A 15,718-nucleotide genomic window follows, 5' to 3' on the forward strand; every position below is an offset into this window, starting at 1 on the left:
GGAAAGACATGGATACCTTATTTTACCAATTGATTTTTCATGCCAAAACCAAACGGTGGTTTCAATTGTTGGAAATCATGGAAGAAAACGAACATATCCTGGCGCAACATCTGATCGCTCAGACGCAAGCTGCGCGACGAACCGTCTTGAATGATATCAAAGAAATAAAGACCTATTTTGGCGATACACTCCAATTGACTGGAGACGAAAAAGGCTATCATTTTTCTTTTCGGGACCCAATAAGATTTTATAAGAAAAAACAAGCGTTACTAGAGGAGGAAAAGTTGTTTCTTTTTGTGGACCAGTTAACTGCTGGCAAACGATTGAAAAATCATCAGTGGGCACAATATCTATCGGTGTCTCAAGCAGCCTTTGGTCGGATGAAACGTCAATTACAATCAGTTTTGGTGCAACACTACGGCGTTCGCCTGGAGAACAAGACCAATCAATTTGTAGGAGAAGAAGCGGCCGTCAGACAATTCCTTTATGATTTTTATTTTACGTTGCCATTATACCCCGAGATACTGACTGATCATATTCGCCATCTACATAGTGAAAAGTTGGTCGTCCATCAAGGTACCTGGCGCTTGGATCATCAGCTGCTCAATCAATGGTGCCAATTGACAAAACTGCGGGTCGATCAAGGGTATCTTTTGCCAGAGCGAAAGGAACAAAGAGTCATTCAGGAGCTACTTGTGAAAGCCTTTGACCAACAAGTAACGGTGGCACTGCCAAGACCAGAAAAAGCAGCACTTTTTTTGCTTGCTTTGGATGAAAAACAATTTTTGAATCCCCTCACGCAAAAAGCATTTATTCAGACATTTTCGCCTGGTACGGGTTTACATTTTCTTGTTCGATCGACCGAAAGTCTTTCCTATCACCTTTTTGAGACACTACTTTCGTTGATGAAAACTTTTTTTCAACTCCCCGTCATGAATGAGGCTTCTGAAGAAATAGAAGAACAGGCGCTCTTGTTAGCACTGATCGACCGGTACGTAGCGGAAAAACACAAATACAATCATACAGTCTATGTTACTTATCGATTAACGGGTTCACCCGCATTAAAGTGCTGGATCAAAGCAGAAGTAAAGAAAAGCTTTGCACAAGCGGGCTTACATTTGATTGAAGGCGGAATCGGTGAGCAGTTGGGGATGATTCGCCATGTCTGTATCACAAACCGACCAATAGAGATGGCATCTGAAGCCGCGATCGAATTGCCTTATGTCCCCACTAAGGAAACAATCGTGGGAGCCTTGACAGAATACTTCTAGAAGGAGCCGTTTGTTTAGGCAAACGATTATGTTTCGGTGTACAGTGAGAATAAAATAAATAAAAGAGTGAGGGGAAACGCATGCGAGAACTTCAGATTGCCTTTATCACAAATGCCGAGATCAGACGGACCATGCGGATCTTGACGATCCTCGAACGTGAACAACAATTTACCATTGTCGAGTTAAGTGAGCGGTTGACGATTTCACAACGGACGATGATCAAAGACATCCAATCGATCAAAAACTATTTCGGTGACAGTATATCATTGGTTTCCCAACACAAAGGATTTTACTTTGAAGAACGGAATCGACTAACCTACTACGAGAAAAAAGAACAGTTATTGGAACAAGAAGTATTATTTGAGATCATTGAGTCTATATTTTACGGGGAACGGTTGCCCATCGATGAATGGGCACACCGCTACAGTTATGCAGAAAGTACGTTGCGCCGTTTTTTCTCTCGTACACAACCGATCTTGCTGAGTTACGGACTCACTATGACCTTCAATCCGGTGGATTTTCAGGGACCTGAGGCCAACATTCGAAAATTCTTTTTTGATTTTTATTACGCAGGAGAACAGACCCCACATACGATCCGCCCTCCAGAAGGGCTGCACCCGATGGTTTTACAGGAACTCGCAGGAAAGCTAGGTACCTATGAATTAGGAACTGGAACCACTGTTTCGGCCTTTTATTATCACTTATATATCACGATGGTGCGGGTGGAACAAGGTCGATTGGTGACTATCCCCGATTGGTTGAGGGAAATCGACTATCAGGAAAAAGACTTTCAGCTCTTATACTCCTTACAGGCAATCATTAAAAAGGAATATGGTATTTTCCTCCCGAAAAGTGAGTTTTCCTGGCTCCATCTTTCGGTGATCACCAAGCGAACGATCCATCGCAGAGACCAAGAGATCGTCTTTTCACAACGCTTTAATCGGTGGCCGGCGATCGAACGATTGGTCGCAGAGTACTTGTCGAATCCTTTTTTTGACGAATGGGAAACGGAGACGCTAAAGAACTTTATAACTTCTTTTTTCGTCTCGCGAAAAATAAATGACGCAATTTCCCCTGTGTTGAATAAAGAGCTATTAGAAGTAACGACGATCGTAAAGAAAAACCACCGGAACTTGTATGACAAGCATACGGCCTTTCTTGGAAATTATGTCAAGGATTTATCTTTTTCTTCGACTGATCTTGAGGAGATCGTGGTTAGTTTTACGATGTATATGAATATGTTATTGCAGGCTTATCAGCCGAAAAAAAAAGTGTTGTTCTTGTTAGAGGGGGATTATTTGTTGGTCCAATCGATTCGACTGCAAGCACGACAACAGCTAGGAGAAACCCATGAGCTTTTGTTTTTACCATTACAGGAATTGACCCAACAACGGTTGACTGCCCAACAAGTAGATCTGATCGTGACGAATTACCGACCGTATTTGTTTGAGTATAATTTACAAGCGAACTATGTCTTGATGAATACGCTGCCTGATGCCAATGATTGGGTACGAATCAAACATCGGTTGAATCCAATAGCCGATCACTTGACCTAGGCTAAGTCAGAGTGAAAACAAAGCGAAGAAATAGAATAGCTGCTTATCAAAGCTAAACGAAAAAAATGAGAGGGGAGCATGAAGAAAGATTATGTCTATATTCATTACACGAGAGGATTATATTAAAGGATTTATTCAAGTATTTACAGAAACGAAAAGGGACACCAAAGACCTAGAGGTCTATGTGACAGCACAAGTTCAGCGACTGGATACCTTACTGGATGGCCTGACACAAGAAACCTTTTGGCAGCGGTGGCCAGAGATCTTAGGGATTGATGCCAAACTGTCCATAGTCACAGAGTTAGTTCATTTTGAGGACTTTTCCAGTGAAGAGATCATTCGCATGGCTGAAACAGATTACCGTACGTATTTCAAGGAGTTATGCGGGTATGACTTGAGTATGGAGACCAAACATTCGATGATCTTCAATGTTCAATGATGCGTTCGCTATTAATTGATAGGTCTTTTCTTATCGAAAAGAAAAATGGTTGTTAAGTTAGTTAATATCAATTATGCATGTAGAATAATTTCTAGTAGGGTCAGAAACTTAAAAGTTTTTGCCCCTTTTTTGTTCGTTCCATGACTCTTTAAGTAGCTGAGTTGGATATAAAATATATAGCATTGTTAAGTGTAATGTATGTTATGCAAAATCAAACTTAAGAATAGGGAATAAACAAGGTGAATTTTTTTTAAAATTATACTAAAAAGAAGTGTAATGTTATCAATCTTTTGAAACTCAGCTAATTATATTATTTTGTATAATTCGACAAAAGAATCATCAAATGACAGGTTCGCTAAAGGTTCATCCAGTATGCTTTTGTTAGAGAAAAAAAGAGAGGATGTTGGCAATTGAATTATATGAAACGGGCATGGCTGAGTGTGACGAGAAAGCGAGGAAAATCTGCAATATTGTTTGCTGTTATTCTAATTTTAGGAAATGTGATCGCTGGCGCAATTGCGGTCAATCAGTCGACTCAAAATGTCGAAAAGCAGATCAAAAACCAATTAGGTTCCCTCGCAACGATCGATATCGACTATGAAGCCTTGATGGCAAATAGTGAGGGCGGCGCAAGTATGGAGGAGATTCAGCCGCTGCCGGAGGAGCTGATCAAACAAATTGGCGAGCGCTCGGAAGTCAAACAGTATGACTATTTGCGAGAAGCAATGATTGCTGTTGATAAATTCAAACCCTATAGTTTTAGACCAGAAGTTGAAAACGAGAATATCATGGTTTCTGGAGGTATGGATTCTTGGGTCTATTTAACAGGAACCAATCTCTTACAACCGTTGGATTTTGAAGAAGATACGGTGAATTTAACACAGGGACGCTTCTTTACTGAAGAGGAACAGCGTACCGGAAAACGTGTAGGGTTGATTTCTGAAGAGGTGGCTCAGGAAAACGGCTTGACCGTTGGTGACACCATGGTATTAGATGGACAGTTTATCGATTATTCATCTGGTGGAGATCCAGAGAAACAAAAAGGCAATGATTACCCAATTGAAATCGTCGGGATCTTTAAAAACACCAGTTTAGAAAAAGCGAATGAAAAAAATGATAATTCGAGTTCGTCCTTTTTTGATGATCGTCCCTTCAATCGGATCTATATGCCAAATGATGCTGTGAAAACGATTGTTGAAGAGGAACGTGCGGGGCGACAAGCGGCGTTTCCAGCGACAGACCCCGGATCTGACGAGGATTTCTTTACCCCGCAATTTATTTTGAATCAACCAGAAGATGCAGAACAATTCAAACAAGAGGTGACACCACTCTTGCCAAATGGCTATAAGGTCAATTCTTCTACGGATGAGTATGACCGTGTGGGAACCAGTATGAATCGCTTATCACAAATTTCCTCGTATGTCGTAGTGATTGCGGTGATTGCTTCCTTGATTATTATCTCCTTGATCATTGTGTTGTTTACCCGTGATCGTAAATATGAGTTAGGCATCTACCTTTCGTTAGGGGAACGCCGGAAATACGTGTTTGCACAGATTGTGATCGAACTCCTGTTGATTGGTGTCAGTGCAATGCTGATCTCCTTGGTTACAGGGAATATGCTGGGCAAGATGGTTTCTGAATCTTTGTTAGCCAGCAGTATGCTAGAGGCAAACCAGGCAGGGATGGAACAATTCTTTGTGGGGGCACCGAAAATCGACCAAGCGACGATCAACGAGGCGTTTCGCGTTCAATATACCTTATCTTATGTGATCGCCTTTTTAGCGACTGGGATCGTGACGATCTTGCTTTCGGCAGTGGTGCCGCTGTTGTACATTTTACGGTTGAATCCGAAAAAAATCATGCTGTAAGGAGCGATGAACATGGCAATTTTAGAAACAAAAGACATGACGTATTACTACCAAGATGGCGAGAATCGCCGGAAAATTTTAGATAAAACCAATATCTCCTTTGAAAAAGGCAAATTTTACACGATCTTAGGAAAATCAGGCTCAGGAAAGACCACTTTTCTTTCCTTGATCAGTGCATTGGATCAGCCAACCGATGGGGAAGTGTTTTTTGAAGAAAAAAATATCAAAACGATCGGTTATGAAGAATATCGCCGCAACAAAATCAGTCTGATTTTTCAAAGTTACAACTTGATCCCTTATTTGACGGCTTTAGAAAACGTCCTTGTTTCGATGGCGATTTCAGACAACAAACTCCCGGATCAGCACGATCAAATTGCGTATCGTTTGCTGGACTATATCGGCATCAATTCCACGAAAGCCGATCGTTTCGTCAATCAGCTTTCCGGTGGGGAACAGCAGCGGGTCGCCATCGCTCGTGCTTTAGCGACCAACGTTGATATCATTTTAGCCGATGAACCTACCGGGAATTTGGATGAAGGCATGGAACAAGAAATCGTGGATATTTTTAAAGAACTAGCGGCGATCCACAACAAGTGCATCATCGTAGTGACCCATTCGACCGAGATCGCCAAGCAGTCAGATCAGACTTTTTACTTAAAAAAAGGTGCGTTGACGGCCTATGAGTGATTTTTTATCGAAGTTTGAAGAAGAACCGAAACAGCCAGACAAGGAATCAGCAGCAGCCGAAGTACCTTCTTCCCGTGCTTCCCGCAAAGAAAAAGGTTCAGCTTCTTTAGAAGAGGGGATCGAACATGATCCCTCCTTCAAAAAGAAGCGGCGAAAAAAACGACTGCTAGGGTTAGCTGCCTTGCTTGGACTCTTTATACTCAGCGGCTTTTTATTTTTCCAATTGGCGTATGTCCGGTTGGATAACTTTGTGGACAAAGAGATCTCAGAGGTCAGAGAATGGGCAGCGGAACATGATCTTGCGGTTGATGTCACACCAGCCTATGATGAAGCCCCAGCCAATCAAGTGATCGCCCAAGCAGAAGCTGCCAGAAGTCGAGTCAGAAAAAGAAGCACTCTGCATCTAACCGTGAGCCAAGGACCTGATCCAGAAGAGAAATTGGCATTGCCAGACTTTATGGAAATGACGAGGGACGAGGCAGCAGAGTGGATCGAAAAAAATCAAGCAAGCAATTTGACGATCGTCGATGAATACCACGATGAGATCGAGGAAAAAGCACCGATTCGAGTAGAATTTACCAATAAAGAAGTCTCACGAGAGAACTATCATCGTCGAGATGTCGGACGAGTCTTTTATTCCAAAGGCGAAGAAACCTTTGAAAAAGATATTGAAGTACCAGACTTTAGTGATAAAACCCGTGCAGAGGTAGAAACATGGGGGAAAGCCCATGAGCTGGAGCTTGAAGTCAAAGAACAGGCTTCGGATACTGTGGAAGAAGGCAAAGTCATTGAACAAAGCGTGGCACCAAAAGAAAAAATCGCGAAACGGGATGCGTTTCAAGTAACGATTTCCCTAGGGAAAGGGGTCACCGTACCAGACTTTTCAACGATTTTACCAGATGATGCCCAGGCCGCTGTTGAGGGTGTCACTGTGCGGATGCGGATGCAGTTTACTCAGAGTCTGCCCTATGGACAATTGATCTCGCAAAGTGAGACCGCCGGGACCGTCTTAACCAGCAAAGATGACAAAGGCATTGAAGTCGTCTATTCGGCAGGTCAACCGTATATCAAAGATTACCGTCGAAGCGAGATCCTTGAAGGGGATCTGCAAAAACTCTTCTTTGATGAATTCCGTTCAAAAGGGGCGAACATCAGCTATCAAGTCCGTTATGTCAATTCAGCAGAACCCTACGGGACAATCGTGGGGATGAGCAAGTTCAATCAGTTTTTACCGTTAGAAGATACGATCACCTTCGATATCAGCTTAGGCAATCAGACAGCCCCAGCGGCTACTGATCCAGAATAGTCGAGCGGATTTGTCGATGACCTGCAAAAAGGAGGAAACCCATGCGTCATCAAGAGAATTTTCAAGACCTTAGGAAAAAGCTGTTTGTCTTTTTGTTAAGCGGTATGGTAGCATTGTTGCTACACATGTGGATTCATCAAACAAGTGTACACATGCGCATCGTTTCAACAGAACCTTTTATTGGAGAACAATTGGAATGAGTCTATAGGAATGATTGTGCTTACTGAAAAGTGATTGAAAAAGAAATGATGAGTGTAAAAGGGGGACTGACCGATGCGGATCTTATTCGTAGAAGATGAGCCATCGATCGCAGAAGCGGTTGCCAGCTTATTGAAGAAACAACATTATTCCGTTGATTTGGCGTATGATGGCGAAACCGGATTAGATTATGCAGCGAGTGGTGTATATGACATTCTCGTTTTGGATATCATGCTGCCAAAAATCGATGGGATCACATTGCTAAAGACGTTACGCAAGCAAAATATTCGCACGCCGATCATTATGTTGACGGCCAAAAGCGAAGTCGATGACAAAGTACTCGGCTTGGATGCAGGGGCAGATGATTACTTGACGAAACCCTTTCAAATGAAAGAGTTGCTGGCACGGATTCGTTCGCTAGGCAGAAGAAAAGATTTGGATTATCAAGAAGACCAGTTAGCCTTTGGCAACGTGGGCTTAGATCGTAATGAGCTGCAGTTAGCCACGCCTAGCAATCAAGTGGTGTTGTCACCCAAAGAAATGAAACTGATGGAACTGTTCTTATCTAGACCCAAAGTGATCTTATCAAAAGAAACCATCATCAATAAAATTTGGGGCTTTGATCCCGATGTGGAAGAAAACCGCGTTGAAATCTATGTGTCTTTGCTGCGGAAAAAACTGACGCTGCTTGAAGCGGATATCGGCATTCGCACGATCCGCAATGCGGGGTATATTTTGCAGAGCAAGGAGCCGCCATGTTAAAAAAATTACGGAATAAAATGCTATGGTTCAATATGGCGTTGATCTCAATCATTGTCTTAGGTGCCTTTACCTTTATCTATATTTTGAATGCCACCCAAATTGAAAACGAGATCCAATCATTGATCTCGCAAGAAGCAAACACCTTAGCTGCGGTACCTTTGGATGAAGAGGAAGTACGGCAATCACTGACAGAACCTGAGTATCCAATGATGTTGACCATCACGAATAGTACCAATGAGCTCAGACATATAGCTCTAGTCGACGTTAATCAAGTGAAAGGCGAGATCCAAAGTACCGATGAGAGCGACCTTTATGAAGCATTAGCAGATGCAGCAACGAAACAAGGTGAAGTTCCCAACGAAGTAAAGGTGAATGGTCGGTATTGGCGGTATACGCTCTTTTTAGTAACTTCGAGTAGTTATTACTCAATCAGTAATGACTATATAGAGGAATATTCTACTAGTATCAATAATTATGAGCCATTTTATGAAGTTCTGTTTTTCGATGTCACCGACTACACAACCAGTCTAAGCAACTTAAGAACCACGCTTTTGATCATCGGTGTCTTAGCTTTAGTCAGTATTTATATCGCTAGTTTTTATGTCGCCAAACGAGCCTTGCGACCGGTGGAACTGGCTTGGCGCAAACAAAAAGAGTTTATTTCTAACGCTTCCCATGAATTGAAAACACCACTGGCGATCATTCAAGTCAATGCTGAGGTATTAGCTGGCAGTCCAGAAGAAACCTTGAAAAGCCAAATGAAATGGCTGGAAAACATTCAGTTAGGTTCCGAACGGATGGATGAGCTAGTAAATAGCTTATTGATGTTGACCAAATTCGAAAGTGCCGAGCAAGAGGTCGTGTGTTCGGTGATCGATGCCAGTCAAGTCGTTCAAAGTGTTTATCAAAGCATGGAGGCCATTGCGCTAGAAAAAGGGATCCACTATCAGGAACAGATCACTAAACAGGTGTGCCTTGAAAGCAATGAGCAAGTCTTGCGTCAATTGACTATGATTTTGGTAGACAATGCCTTGAAATATACACCCGCTGGAGAAAACGTCACAGTGGCACTCGTTAAACACCAACGAATAACGGTGCTGCAAGTGTCTAACAGTGGTTGTCCGATCCCAGAAGAAAAAATTTCCTATGTCTTTGATCGCTTCTACCGCGGGGATCCTTCTCACAACCATCAAGACGGTGGTTATGGGTTAGGTTTAGCCATTGCCAAAGCCATTACAGAAACGCTGCAGGCGCAAATCAGTTTGACGGTGGATCAAGACGGCGTCAATCACTTTGAAGTTTCATTTCATTGAGCGTTTATTACTGTCCTCACTTGAATGAAAAGATTTTGATTCAGACCAAAAATCAAGAGTTTTGAGACAACTAGTAAAAGGAGGAGGGAAGATGCAGAAAGCGGTTGGCCGTTTGTTTTGTATTTTCGCAGTACTTTTTGCACTACAGTTTCCACTGTACGTCTATGGGGGACAGGTCCAATCCGTTGAGTCAGAAGGATCTGTTGGATTTACCGGGGCCTATGAACCGATCGGCCCGCCTGATCCCCCCCCTAGCACCAGCCCGCAAAGTCCAGGCGGCTCGTTACCCCAAACAAATATGATCGAAGGGGCATTTGTCGGATGGATCGGCATTCTCCTAGTGGTCGGCGTTTCATTGGCTGTAGGGGAGAAAAGAAAAAAGCAGTACAAAAATTATTGGAATGAAAGAAGGGAATGAAGTTTGAAATTTATCCGTTTAACCACTGTAGTTGCACTATCCACAACAATCTTTGCCGGAGGCATCCGCGTTTTTGCAGAAGAAGCAGAAGAAACAGAGAAAACAGGTGAAGTAAGACAAATCACTACGAATGGGCAGATCACGTTTACTCCGAATAATGATGCGCCAAACGTTGAATTGGATCCAGACGGGCCAGAAGTTGAGATCCCGCCAGTTGTCGGTCCGGATGGAGAAAACAACGGTCCCTTAACCATTGCTTATGTACCAACGATGAACTTTGGTTCACAAATTATCTCGTCTTCGGATAAGCATTACAACATGGTCGCTGAGAGACAACAAAAAGCAGGAACGACTGGTGACACAAACAAGGTGCCTTATGTAAGTTTTGTACAAGTCCAAGATACGCGCGGAACCAATGAGGGATGGAAACTAAGCGTGAGCTTGTCTGAATTTGAAGCAAAAGACACGAAAAACAATGTGTTAAAAGGGGCACAAATCAAGTTATTCGATCCTCAACTTCGATACAGTGTCAATGATGCGGAACAGGAACCGACCATTCACGCCAATGGGTTAGAACTGATTCCAAATAATGATGCTGTACCGATTATGACTGCCGCTGCTAAAAAAGGAGGTGGGACTTCGACCGCTACTTGGGGGAATCAAGTAGCCCTAGACAAACAGGTTGAAGCGGGCGCAGCCGTCGTAGAAAACGCCGCCATACAATTATTCGTTCCAGGAACGACGGCGAAAGATGCAGTAACGTATCGCTCTACTTTAACATGGAAATTGGAACAAACGCCTGACAACGAACTTCCTGGCATCGTCTTTTAATAACGAATTCGATTCCGTTACTGTTGTACTTTAGGTACTGGCAGCGTTACAGGTCTCTGTAGCGCTGCTTTTTTAGAAAGGATTATGATGCATGAGATACAAACAATCGTTGTGTACCTTTTTTTGGTTCCTAGCAGTATTCTTCGTATTCTTTCCGTTTTCAGTCGAGGCTGAAGAAACGACCTTGAATACGTATGTCACCCCGCATTTTCCAGAGAGTCAAGTGGATGAAAGCAAAGGGTATTATGAATTGCGCCTCGCTCCGGGGCAAAAAGAGACGTTGCGGCTGGAAGTCGGTAATTCTAGTGTAGACCCGATCAAGATCCAAATCACTCCACATACCGCTTATACCAATGTTTTAGGAACCGTTGAGTATGGCAAAGATGCGCCTGAAGCAGACCCGACGCTGGTCCATTCTCTGGATGAGTTAATGACCTCTTCAGGGGTCATTGCATTAGCAGAAAATGAGACGAAGGTCGTAGAGATTCTTCTAGAAATGCCTGAAGAAGCCTTTGAAGGGTATTTAGCTGGCGGTTTACGGATCGTCGAAGTAAAAAATGAGGAAGAAAGTGAAGCCCCAGAAGAGGAAGGGGTGGCTATCAAGAATGAGTTTGCCCATGTGGTCGGCGTCGTCGTCAGTAATACCGGTGATTCTGTACAGCCGGTATTAGAATTGTTGGATGTATTTGCGGATCAGTTGAACTATCGGAATGTGATTAGTGCGACCTTGCAAAACTTCACACCGGCTTTTGTGAATCGCTTAGAAGTGGAGGCCACAGTCAAACGTGCAGGAGAGAGTGACGTTCTCTATGAGGCAAGCAAAGAAATGATGCAGATGGCACCGAATTCGAACTTCAACTTTCCGATTTCTTTAGAAGGGGATCGTTTCCGCAGTGGGAACTATGTACTGGAACTAAGAGCTAAGTCAGGAGAAAATGAATGGTCGTGGACACGAATGTTTACCATCGATGCCGACGATGCCCGTAAGTTAAACCGTGAGGATGTCATGATCGACAATCGTCCGAATTGGTGGATGATCAGTGCTCTATTTTTAGCAGTTGTCTGGATCATGTTAGGAACCTATCGATTTCTCTTACGTAGAAAACGTTTAGACGAAAGGGAGTGAGAAAAAGGATGAATAGTGTTAAAAAAATGACAATCGTAATAAGTCTGTCAGTCTTTCTGTTCAATGTCACTCTACAACCAGTTGTCGCAATCGAAAAACTACCTACGGACAAAAATATAGAAGAAACTGCAACACAATCAACGGATGAATCAGAGCAAAAAACACCTGAGTGGGAAGACCTACAGGAAATTGAGAGTTTAGAACCGTCGAAAAACGCGGAGGTACCGGAAACAAATGAATCGGAAAAAGAGCAAATGACAGACAAGAAAACAGTTCTCGACGAAACTAATACGAATAAGGAAGGCGAACTGAATCCAACTACCGATATAAGGAATGCGACAGGATCTTGGGGAATCGTTGAATGGTTATGGGAAGAAGCCACTCGAACAATTACGTTGAGTGGTGGAACAGCAGGATCAGTGGATTCAGCCCCTTGGAAAACTCATACTGATGTTTCAAAGATTGTGGTCGAAGGACGAGTGGTATTACCGTCAGATTCGTCGTATTTATTTTCAGAATTATCAAATCTCGAGATCATTGATCAGGCGGGTAATTTTGATACATCAAATGTTGCTAAAATGACTGGGATGTTCATGCTAACTACTAGACTGACGGAGTTAGATGTTTCAAACTGGGATACATCTAGTGTTACTGATATGCATTCAATGTTCCATCAAGCTATTAGACTGACGGAGTTAGATGTCTCAAACTGGGATACGAGTAATGTTGCTAATATGGCTTGGGCATTCAGTTGGGCTAGTAATTTGATACAGTTAGATGTCTCAAATTGGGATACGAGTAATGTTACTTATATGGCTTGGATGTTCAGTAATGCTAGTAATCTGACGGAGTTAGATGTTTCAAACTGGGATACAAGTAATGTTATTCATATGAACGGGATGTTCGAACTAGCTAGTAGTTTAACCGAGTTAGATCTCTCGAACTGGGATACGAGTAATGTTATTACTATGAGTACGATGTTCCGAGAGGCTAGTAGCTTGACCAAGTTAGATGTCTCGAATTGGAATACGAGTAATGTTGCTCTCATGGATTCTATGTTCCAAAATGCTAGTAGTCTGACCGAGTTAGATCTCTCAACCTGGGATACATCAAATGTGGACCGCGCGACAATCTTGTTTTTTGGTGCGACAAACCTTTCTACCATTCATCTGGGAATAAGATCTCGTTTTGATCACTTAATGCCTCTGCCAACTATGCCTGCCCCCCCTTCTTTGGGTAACCACACTGGAAATTGGGTCTATTATTTGAATCAATCAGAGATAACTCCGGACCCGTACATTACATCTTCGCCAACTGATTTTTGGCGGGAGTATGATGGTACTAATCCCGGAACTTATAAGTGGCAATCAGTAGGAACGGTAACTGTTCAATACAGAGATACTCAAAATCATGAAGTAGCTGCTCCTCTGGTGATAACTGGTGGGGTACGTGCACCTTTTCAAATCGAAGAAAAAGCGATTGAAGGTTATACTATTCAAGAAGTTCCGACTAATCTTTCAGGTCGATTTACAGAACAAGAACAATTACTAATTTTTCGGTATTTGAAAGATCCTGTTTCACCTGTGGATCCATTAGCGCCAGAAAATGAGGTTGATCCAGAAAATCCCCCACAAATTCCAAACGATCAAGGCTCTTTAAGTATTGATTTTGCTTCTCAATTTACGTTTGGACAACAAACTATTTCTACTCAAATGAAGAGGTATTATGCACAACCTCAACGTTTATTGAGTGCTGACGGGACTAACAATAACGCCGAAGAACGACCAAACTATGTGCAGATCAGTGATCGCCGGCATGAAAATGAACGTAATGGTTGGCAATTAGCAGTTACACAAAATAATCAGTTTACGAACCTTCAAGAACATGAGCTTAAGGGTGCACGCTTGTTATTAACGAACCAACAAGTGGCCTCTGTCCAACAAATGGGGGAACCCGAAGTGAATCATCAAGATGGCGTTCCTTTAGTTCCAGAAGAAAAGATGACGCTTTTAACCGCACATAATGATCAAGGTCTTGGCACTTGGGTCTATCGCTTTGGTGACAGAGAAAATGCTGGAGAAAGTATTGTACTGGAAGTTCCACCAACGGCAAACCCAAGAGCGACTTCCTATCAAACAACACTCACGTGGGAATTGAGTGCCGTACCGGGCAATTAGTCAAAGATGAATAAGGGAAAAAATACAAGCACTATTTCATCATTTTTTCTTTTTTATCTCTACTAGGAGATGGTTGGCCTTTGCAGAGATATTATTACTAGGTGATCATACACGTTCTGTTTCTTTAAAAGGGGAATCTTTGGTCGTCCAATCGGCTCTCGGCTGTAGGACTTGAAACTTTTTGGAACTCACTACAACATACTGATTATTTCTCTTCTAGCATTAACATGAAAACATTCGAATGATAAACAAACTACTTTGATCGTAACAAATTATTGGCTATGCCTATTGGATTATGCCTTTGAAACCGAGTATGTTCTTATGAAATGTTTTCCGAAGGCACGCAATTGAATATGGGCGAAATACCAATTGAGTCCGTTGATAGATTGGAGCGCCTAACAAAAGAAAGCCAAGGTTTAAAAGTTATTTAATGAGGAATAGCCCTAAGGGGTGACTGAAACGATGGAAGTCGTTTCAAAATAAATATTACGAGAAGGAAAGAATAATGGTAGAATTTCTAACAACAGAAACATACTTAAAGGGATTTCAGATCGCTTTTGATGAAGCGGAAAAAAGAGACGATAAAGACCTGAAGATCTATTTGCAAACTCTAGTACAACGATTAGAGACATTGATCGCACAAATTACTCCGGAAAAATTCTGGCACGTTTGGTCAGAATTTTTAGGGATTGATGCCAAATTTGGGATAGTTGCGGAGTTGATTGTCTGTGAAGAATTTTCAGATAAAGAGATTATCCGAATCGTTGAGAATGATTACTGCTCCTATTTCAAAGAACTTTGCGGATATGATCTTAGTATGGCGCCAAATTTTTCGATAATTTTCAATGTTATATAAGCGGTGTGTGAATTCCTAGTAAAAAATTTAAACAGAAACTGTAGTAGAGTGTTCAAAAATAATAATTTTGAGCACTCTTTTTTAGGAGCCAACATGTAGAATTCCCTTCTTTTTAGGATATATATTTCTTTATAAGGATATATTCATAAAAAACGAGATATGAATTTTATAAGAATTTTTTGAAATATCAGCAGCTCAAAAAAGCTTTTGTTCTTTTTTATTGTTCATTGCAAGCTCCATCAACAGCTAAGTTAGTTAAGATCAGTTAGATATAAAAAAAAGTGGACAATAGATGTTATGCTCGTGACTGTTCCTTTAGTTTTAAAGTATATTTTTCACTCTTCTAAGGCTACTTGTCACTTTTCTTTTTAATTAGCAAATTTTTTAAATTTTAAATGGCACAAACTGTAAATATATGATTCCCCAAAAAAATCGCTTAGAAATAATGAAGTGATTTTTTTGCTTTCATTAAAAATATCGTGTTCAGAAAGCCACTAATTTCTGGACACTCTTTTTAAATACCATAATTGATATGTATTGCTTTATTTTTGTGTTCATAAACTCATAACTAAATCATTGTTCAATTAATATTTAGATTTATGAGTATTAGGACAAATGTTGGATGTGGTCAACATGATAGTTTTTGAGTCCAGTCTCGGAAGAAGTTAGCTTTGACGTACACAAAAAAACTTGTTATACTTCAGGTGTAGGTAAAAGGTATTGGTAGTACCTTTTACAGAACTGTTACGGTAGTAGTAATGAGGTTAGCTTAAAGGATCAGTCCTTTAAGCTTTTTATTTTGTTCGCAATTTCTAAGATCAAGTTAATGATCGTTAGGATTACTAGAATATTTTGCAACATTCTATTTAGAACGTAACCTTTCCCATTCCACTGTAATTCATTGGCAGAC

At 41.6% G+C, this 15,718-nt stretch carries 14 protein-coding genes; all 14 read left to right on the forward strand.

Going from position 1 to position 15,718, the window contains the following annotated elements; all coding sequences use genetic code 11:
* Positions 1-8 precede the first annotated feature (8 nt).
* The 14 genes from IGJ42_RS03610 (at position 9) to IGJ42_RS03675 (ending at position 14,808) form a co-directional block, all read left to right on the forward strand.
* Positions 9-1,271 carry a helix-turn-helix domain-containing protein gene (locus tag IGJ42_RS03610; protein ID WP_429947058.1) on the forward strand — a complete coding sequence of 421 codons (1,263 nt, stop codon included), beginning with the start codon at positions 9-11 and terminating at the stop codon, positions 1,269-1,271.
* A gap of 80 nt (positions 1,272-1,351) precedes the next feature.
* Positions 1,352-2,827, forward strand: coding sequence for a helix-turn-helix domain-containing protein (locus tag IGJ42_RS03615; RefSeq protein WP_429947057.1), 1,476 nt, complete (start codon positions 1,352-1,354; stop codon positions 2,825-2,827).
* Between the two features lie 91 nt (positions 2,828-2,918).
* Positions 2,919-3,266 carry a DUF7006 family protein gene (locus IGJ42_RS03620; RefSeq protein ID WP_429947056.1) on the forward strand — a complete coding sequence of 116 codons (348 nt, stop codon included), beginning with the start codon at positions 2,919-2,921 and terminating at the stop codon, positions 3,264-3,266.
* 419 nt (positions 3,267-3,685) lie between these two features.
* Complete coding sequence (locus tag IGJ42_RS03625; RefSeq protein ID WP_422705973.1) at positions 3,686-5,134, forward strand: ABC transporter permease; 1,449 nt, start codon at positions 3,686-3,688, stop codon at positions 5,132-5,134.
* A 12-nt stretch (positions 5,135-5,146) separates the two neighbouring features.
* Complete coding sequence (locus IGJ42_RS03630; RefSeq protein WP_008379303.1) at positions 5,147-5,821, forward strand: ABC transporter ATP-binding protein; 675 nt, start codon at positions 5,147-5,149, stop codon at positions 5,819-5,821.
* Entirely contained in the window at positions 5,814-7,127 is a 1,314-nt protein-coding gene (locus tag IGJ42_RS03635; RefSeq protein ID WP_422705384.1) for a PASTA domain-containing protein, read from the forward strand. The genes IGJ42_RS03630 and IGJ42_RS03635 overlap by 8 nt, the downstream gene beginning before the upstream one ends.
* A 41-nt stretch (positions 7,128-7,168) precedes the next feature.
* A complete protein-coding gene (locus IGJ42_RS03640) occupies positions 7,169-7,327 on the forward strand; it encodes a hypothetical protein (RefSeq protein ID WP_016621946.1) in 159 nt (52 codons plus the stop codon).
* A 73-nt stretch (positions 7,328-7,400) separates the two neighbouring features.
* On the forward strand, positions 7,401-8,087 hold the full coding sequence (locus IGJ42_RS03645) for a response regulator transcription factor (RefSeq protein ID WP_430615951.1): 687 nt from the start codon (positions 7,401-7,403) through the stop codon (positions 8,085-8,087).
* Positions 8,081-9,400 (forward strand): sensor histidine kinase, encoded by a 1,320-nt coding sequence (locus tag IGJ42_RS03650; protein ID WP_086332057.1) that lies wholly within the window; start codon positions 8,081-8,083, stop codon positions 9,398-9,400. Before IGJ42_RS03645 ends, IGJ42_RS03650 begins: the two co-directional genes overlap by 7 nt.
* A gap of 91 nt (positions 9,401-9,491) precedes the next feature.
* On the forward strand, positions 9,492-9,818 hold the full coding sequence (locus IGJ42_RS03655; RefSeq protein WP_139843203.1) for an LPXTG cell wall anchor domain-containing protein: 327 nt from the start codon (positions 9,492-9,494) through the stop codon (positions 9,816-9,818).
* 3 nt (positions 9,819-9,821) lie between these two features.
* Positions 9,822-10,649, forward strand: a complete 828-nt coding sequence (locus tag IGJ42_RS03660) for a WxL domain-containing protein (protein ID WP_086332058.1) — start codon at positions 9,822-9,824, stop codon at positions 10,647-10,649.
* A 91-nt stretch (positions 10,650-10,740) separates the two neighbouring features.
* Positions 10,741-11,775, forward strand: a complete 1,035-nt coding sequence (locus tag IGJ42_RS03665; RefSeq protein WP_086332059.1) for a DUF916 and DUF3324 domain-containing protein — start codon at positions 10,741-10,743, stop codon at positions 11,773-11,775.
* An 8-nt stretch (positions 11,776-11,783) separates the two neighbouring features.
* Entirely contained in the window at positions 11,784-13,952 is a 2,169-nt protein-coding gene (locus IGJ42_RS03670) for a BspA family leucine-rich repeat surface protein (RefSeq protein ID WP_429946531.1), read from the forward strand.
* A 505-nt stretch (positions 13,953-14,457) separates the two neighbouring features.
* A complete protein-coding gene (locus tag IGJ42_RS03675; protein ID WP_086332061.1) occupies positions 14,458-14,808 on the forward strand; it encodes a DUF7006 family protein in 351 nt (116 codons plus the stop codon).
* Positions 14,809-15,718: the final 910 nt, after the last annotated feature.

The sequence above is a fragment of the Enterococcus sp. DIV1067f genome, assembly GCF_050543505.1.
GTDB classification, from domain to species: Bacteria; Bacillota; Bacilli; order Lactobacillales; family Enterococcaceae; genus Enterococcus_D; species Enterococcus_D entomosocium.

Coding starts and splice junctions, on each gene's coding strand:
- IGJ42_RS03645 (WP_430615951.1), top strand. CDS start 7,401: ATGCGGATCTTATTCGTAGAAGATGAGCCATCGATCGCAGAAGCGGTT.
- IGJ42_RS03610 (WP_429947058.1), top strand. CDS start 9: ATGGATACCTTATTTTACCAATTGATTTTTCATGCCAAAACCAAACGG.
- IGJ42_RS03655 (WP_139843203.1), top strand. CDS start 9,492: ATGCAGAAAGCGGTTGGCCGTTTGTTTTGTATTTTCGCAGTACTTTTT.
- IGJ42_RS03620 (WP_429947056.1), top strand. CDS start 2,919: ATGTCTATATTCATTACACGAGAGGATTATATTAAAGGATTTATTCAA.
- IGJ42_RS03650 (WP_086332057.1), top strand. CDS start 8,081: ATGTTAAAAAAATTACGGAATAAAATGCTATGGTTCAATATGGCGTTG.
- IGJ42_RS03630 (WP_008379303.1), top strand. CDS start 5,147: ATGGCAATTTTAGAAACAAAAGACATGACGTATTACTACCAAGATGGC.
- IGJ42_RS03615 (WP_429947057.1), top strand. CDS start 1,352: ATGCGAGAACTTCAGATTGCCTTTATCACAAATGCCGAGATCAGACGG.
- IGJ42_RS03675 (WP_086332061.1), top strand. CDS start 14,458: ATGGTAGAATTTCTAACAACAGAAACATACTTAAAGGGATTTCAGATC.
- IGJ42_RS03635 (WP_422705384.1), top strand. CDS start 5,814: ATGAGTGATTTTTTATCGAAGTTTGAAGAAGAACCGAAACAGCCAGAC.
- IGJ42_RS03640 (WP_016621946.1), top strand. CDS start 7,169: ATGCGTCATCAAGAGAATTTTCAAGACCTTAGGAAAAAGCTGTTTGTC.
- IGJ42_RS03670 (WP_429946531.1), top strand. CDS start 11,784: ATGAATAGTGTTAAAAAAATGACAATCGTAATAAGTCTGTCAGTCTTT.
- IGJ42_RS03625 (WP_422705973.1), top strand. CDS start 3,686: ATGAAACGGGCATGGCTGAGTGTGACGAGAAAGCGAGGAAAATCTGCA.
- IGJ42_RS03665 (WP_086332059.1), top strand. CDS start 10,741: ATGAGATACAAACAATCGTTGTGTACCTTTTTTTGGTTCCTAGCAGTA.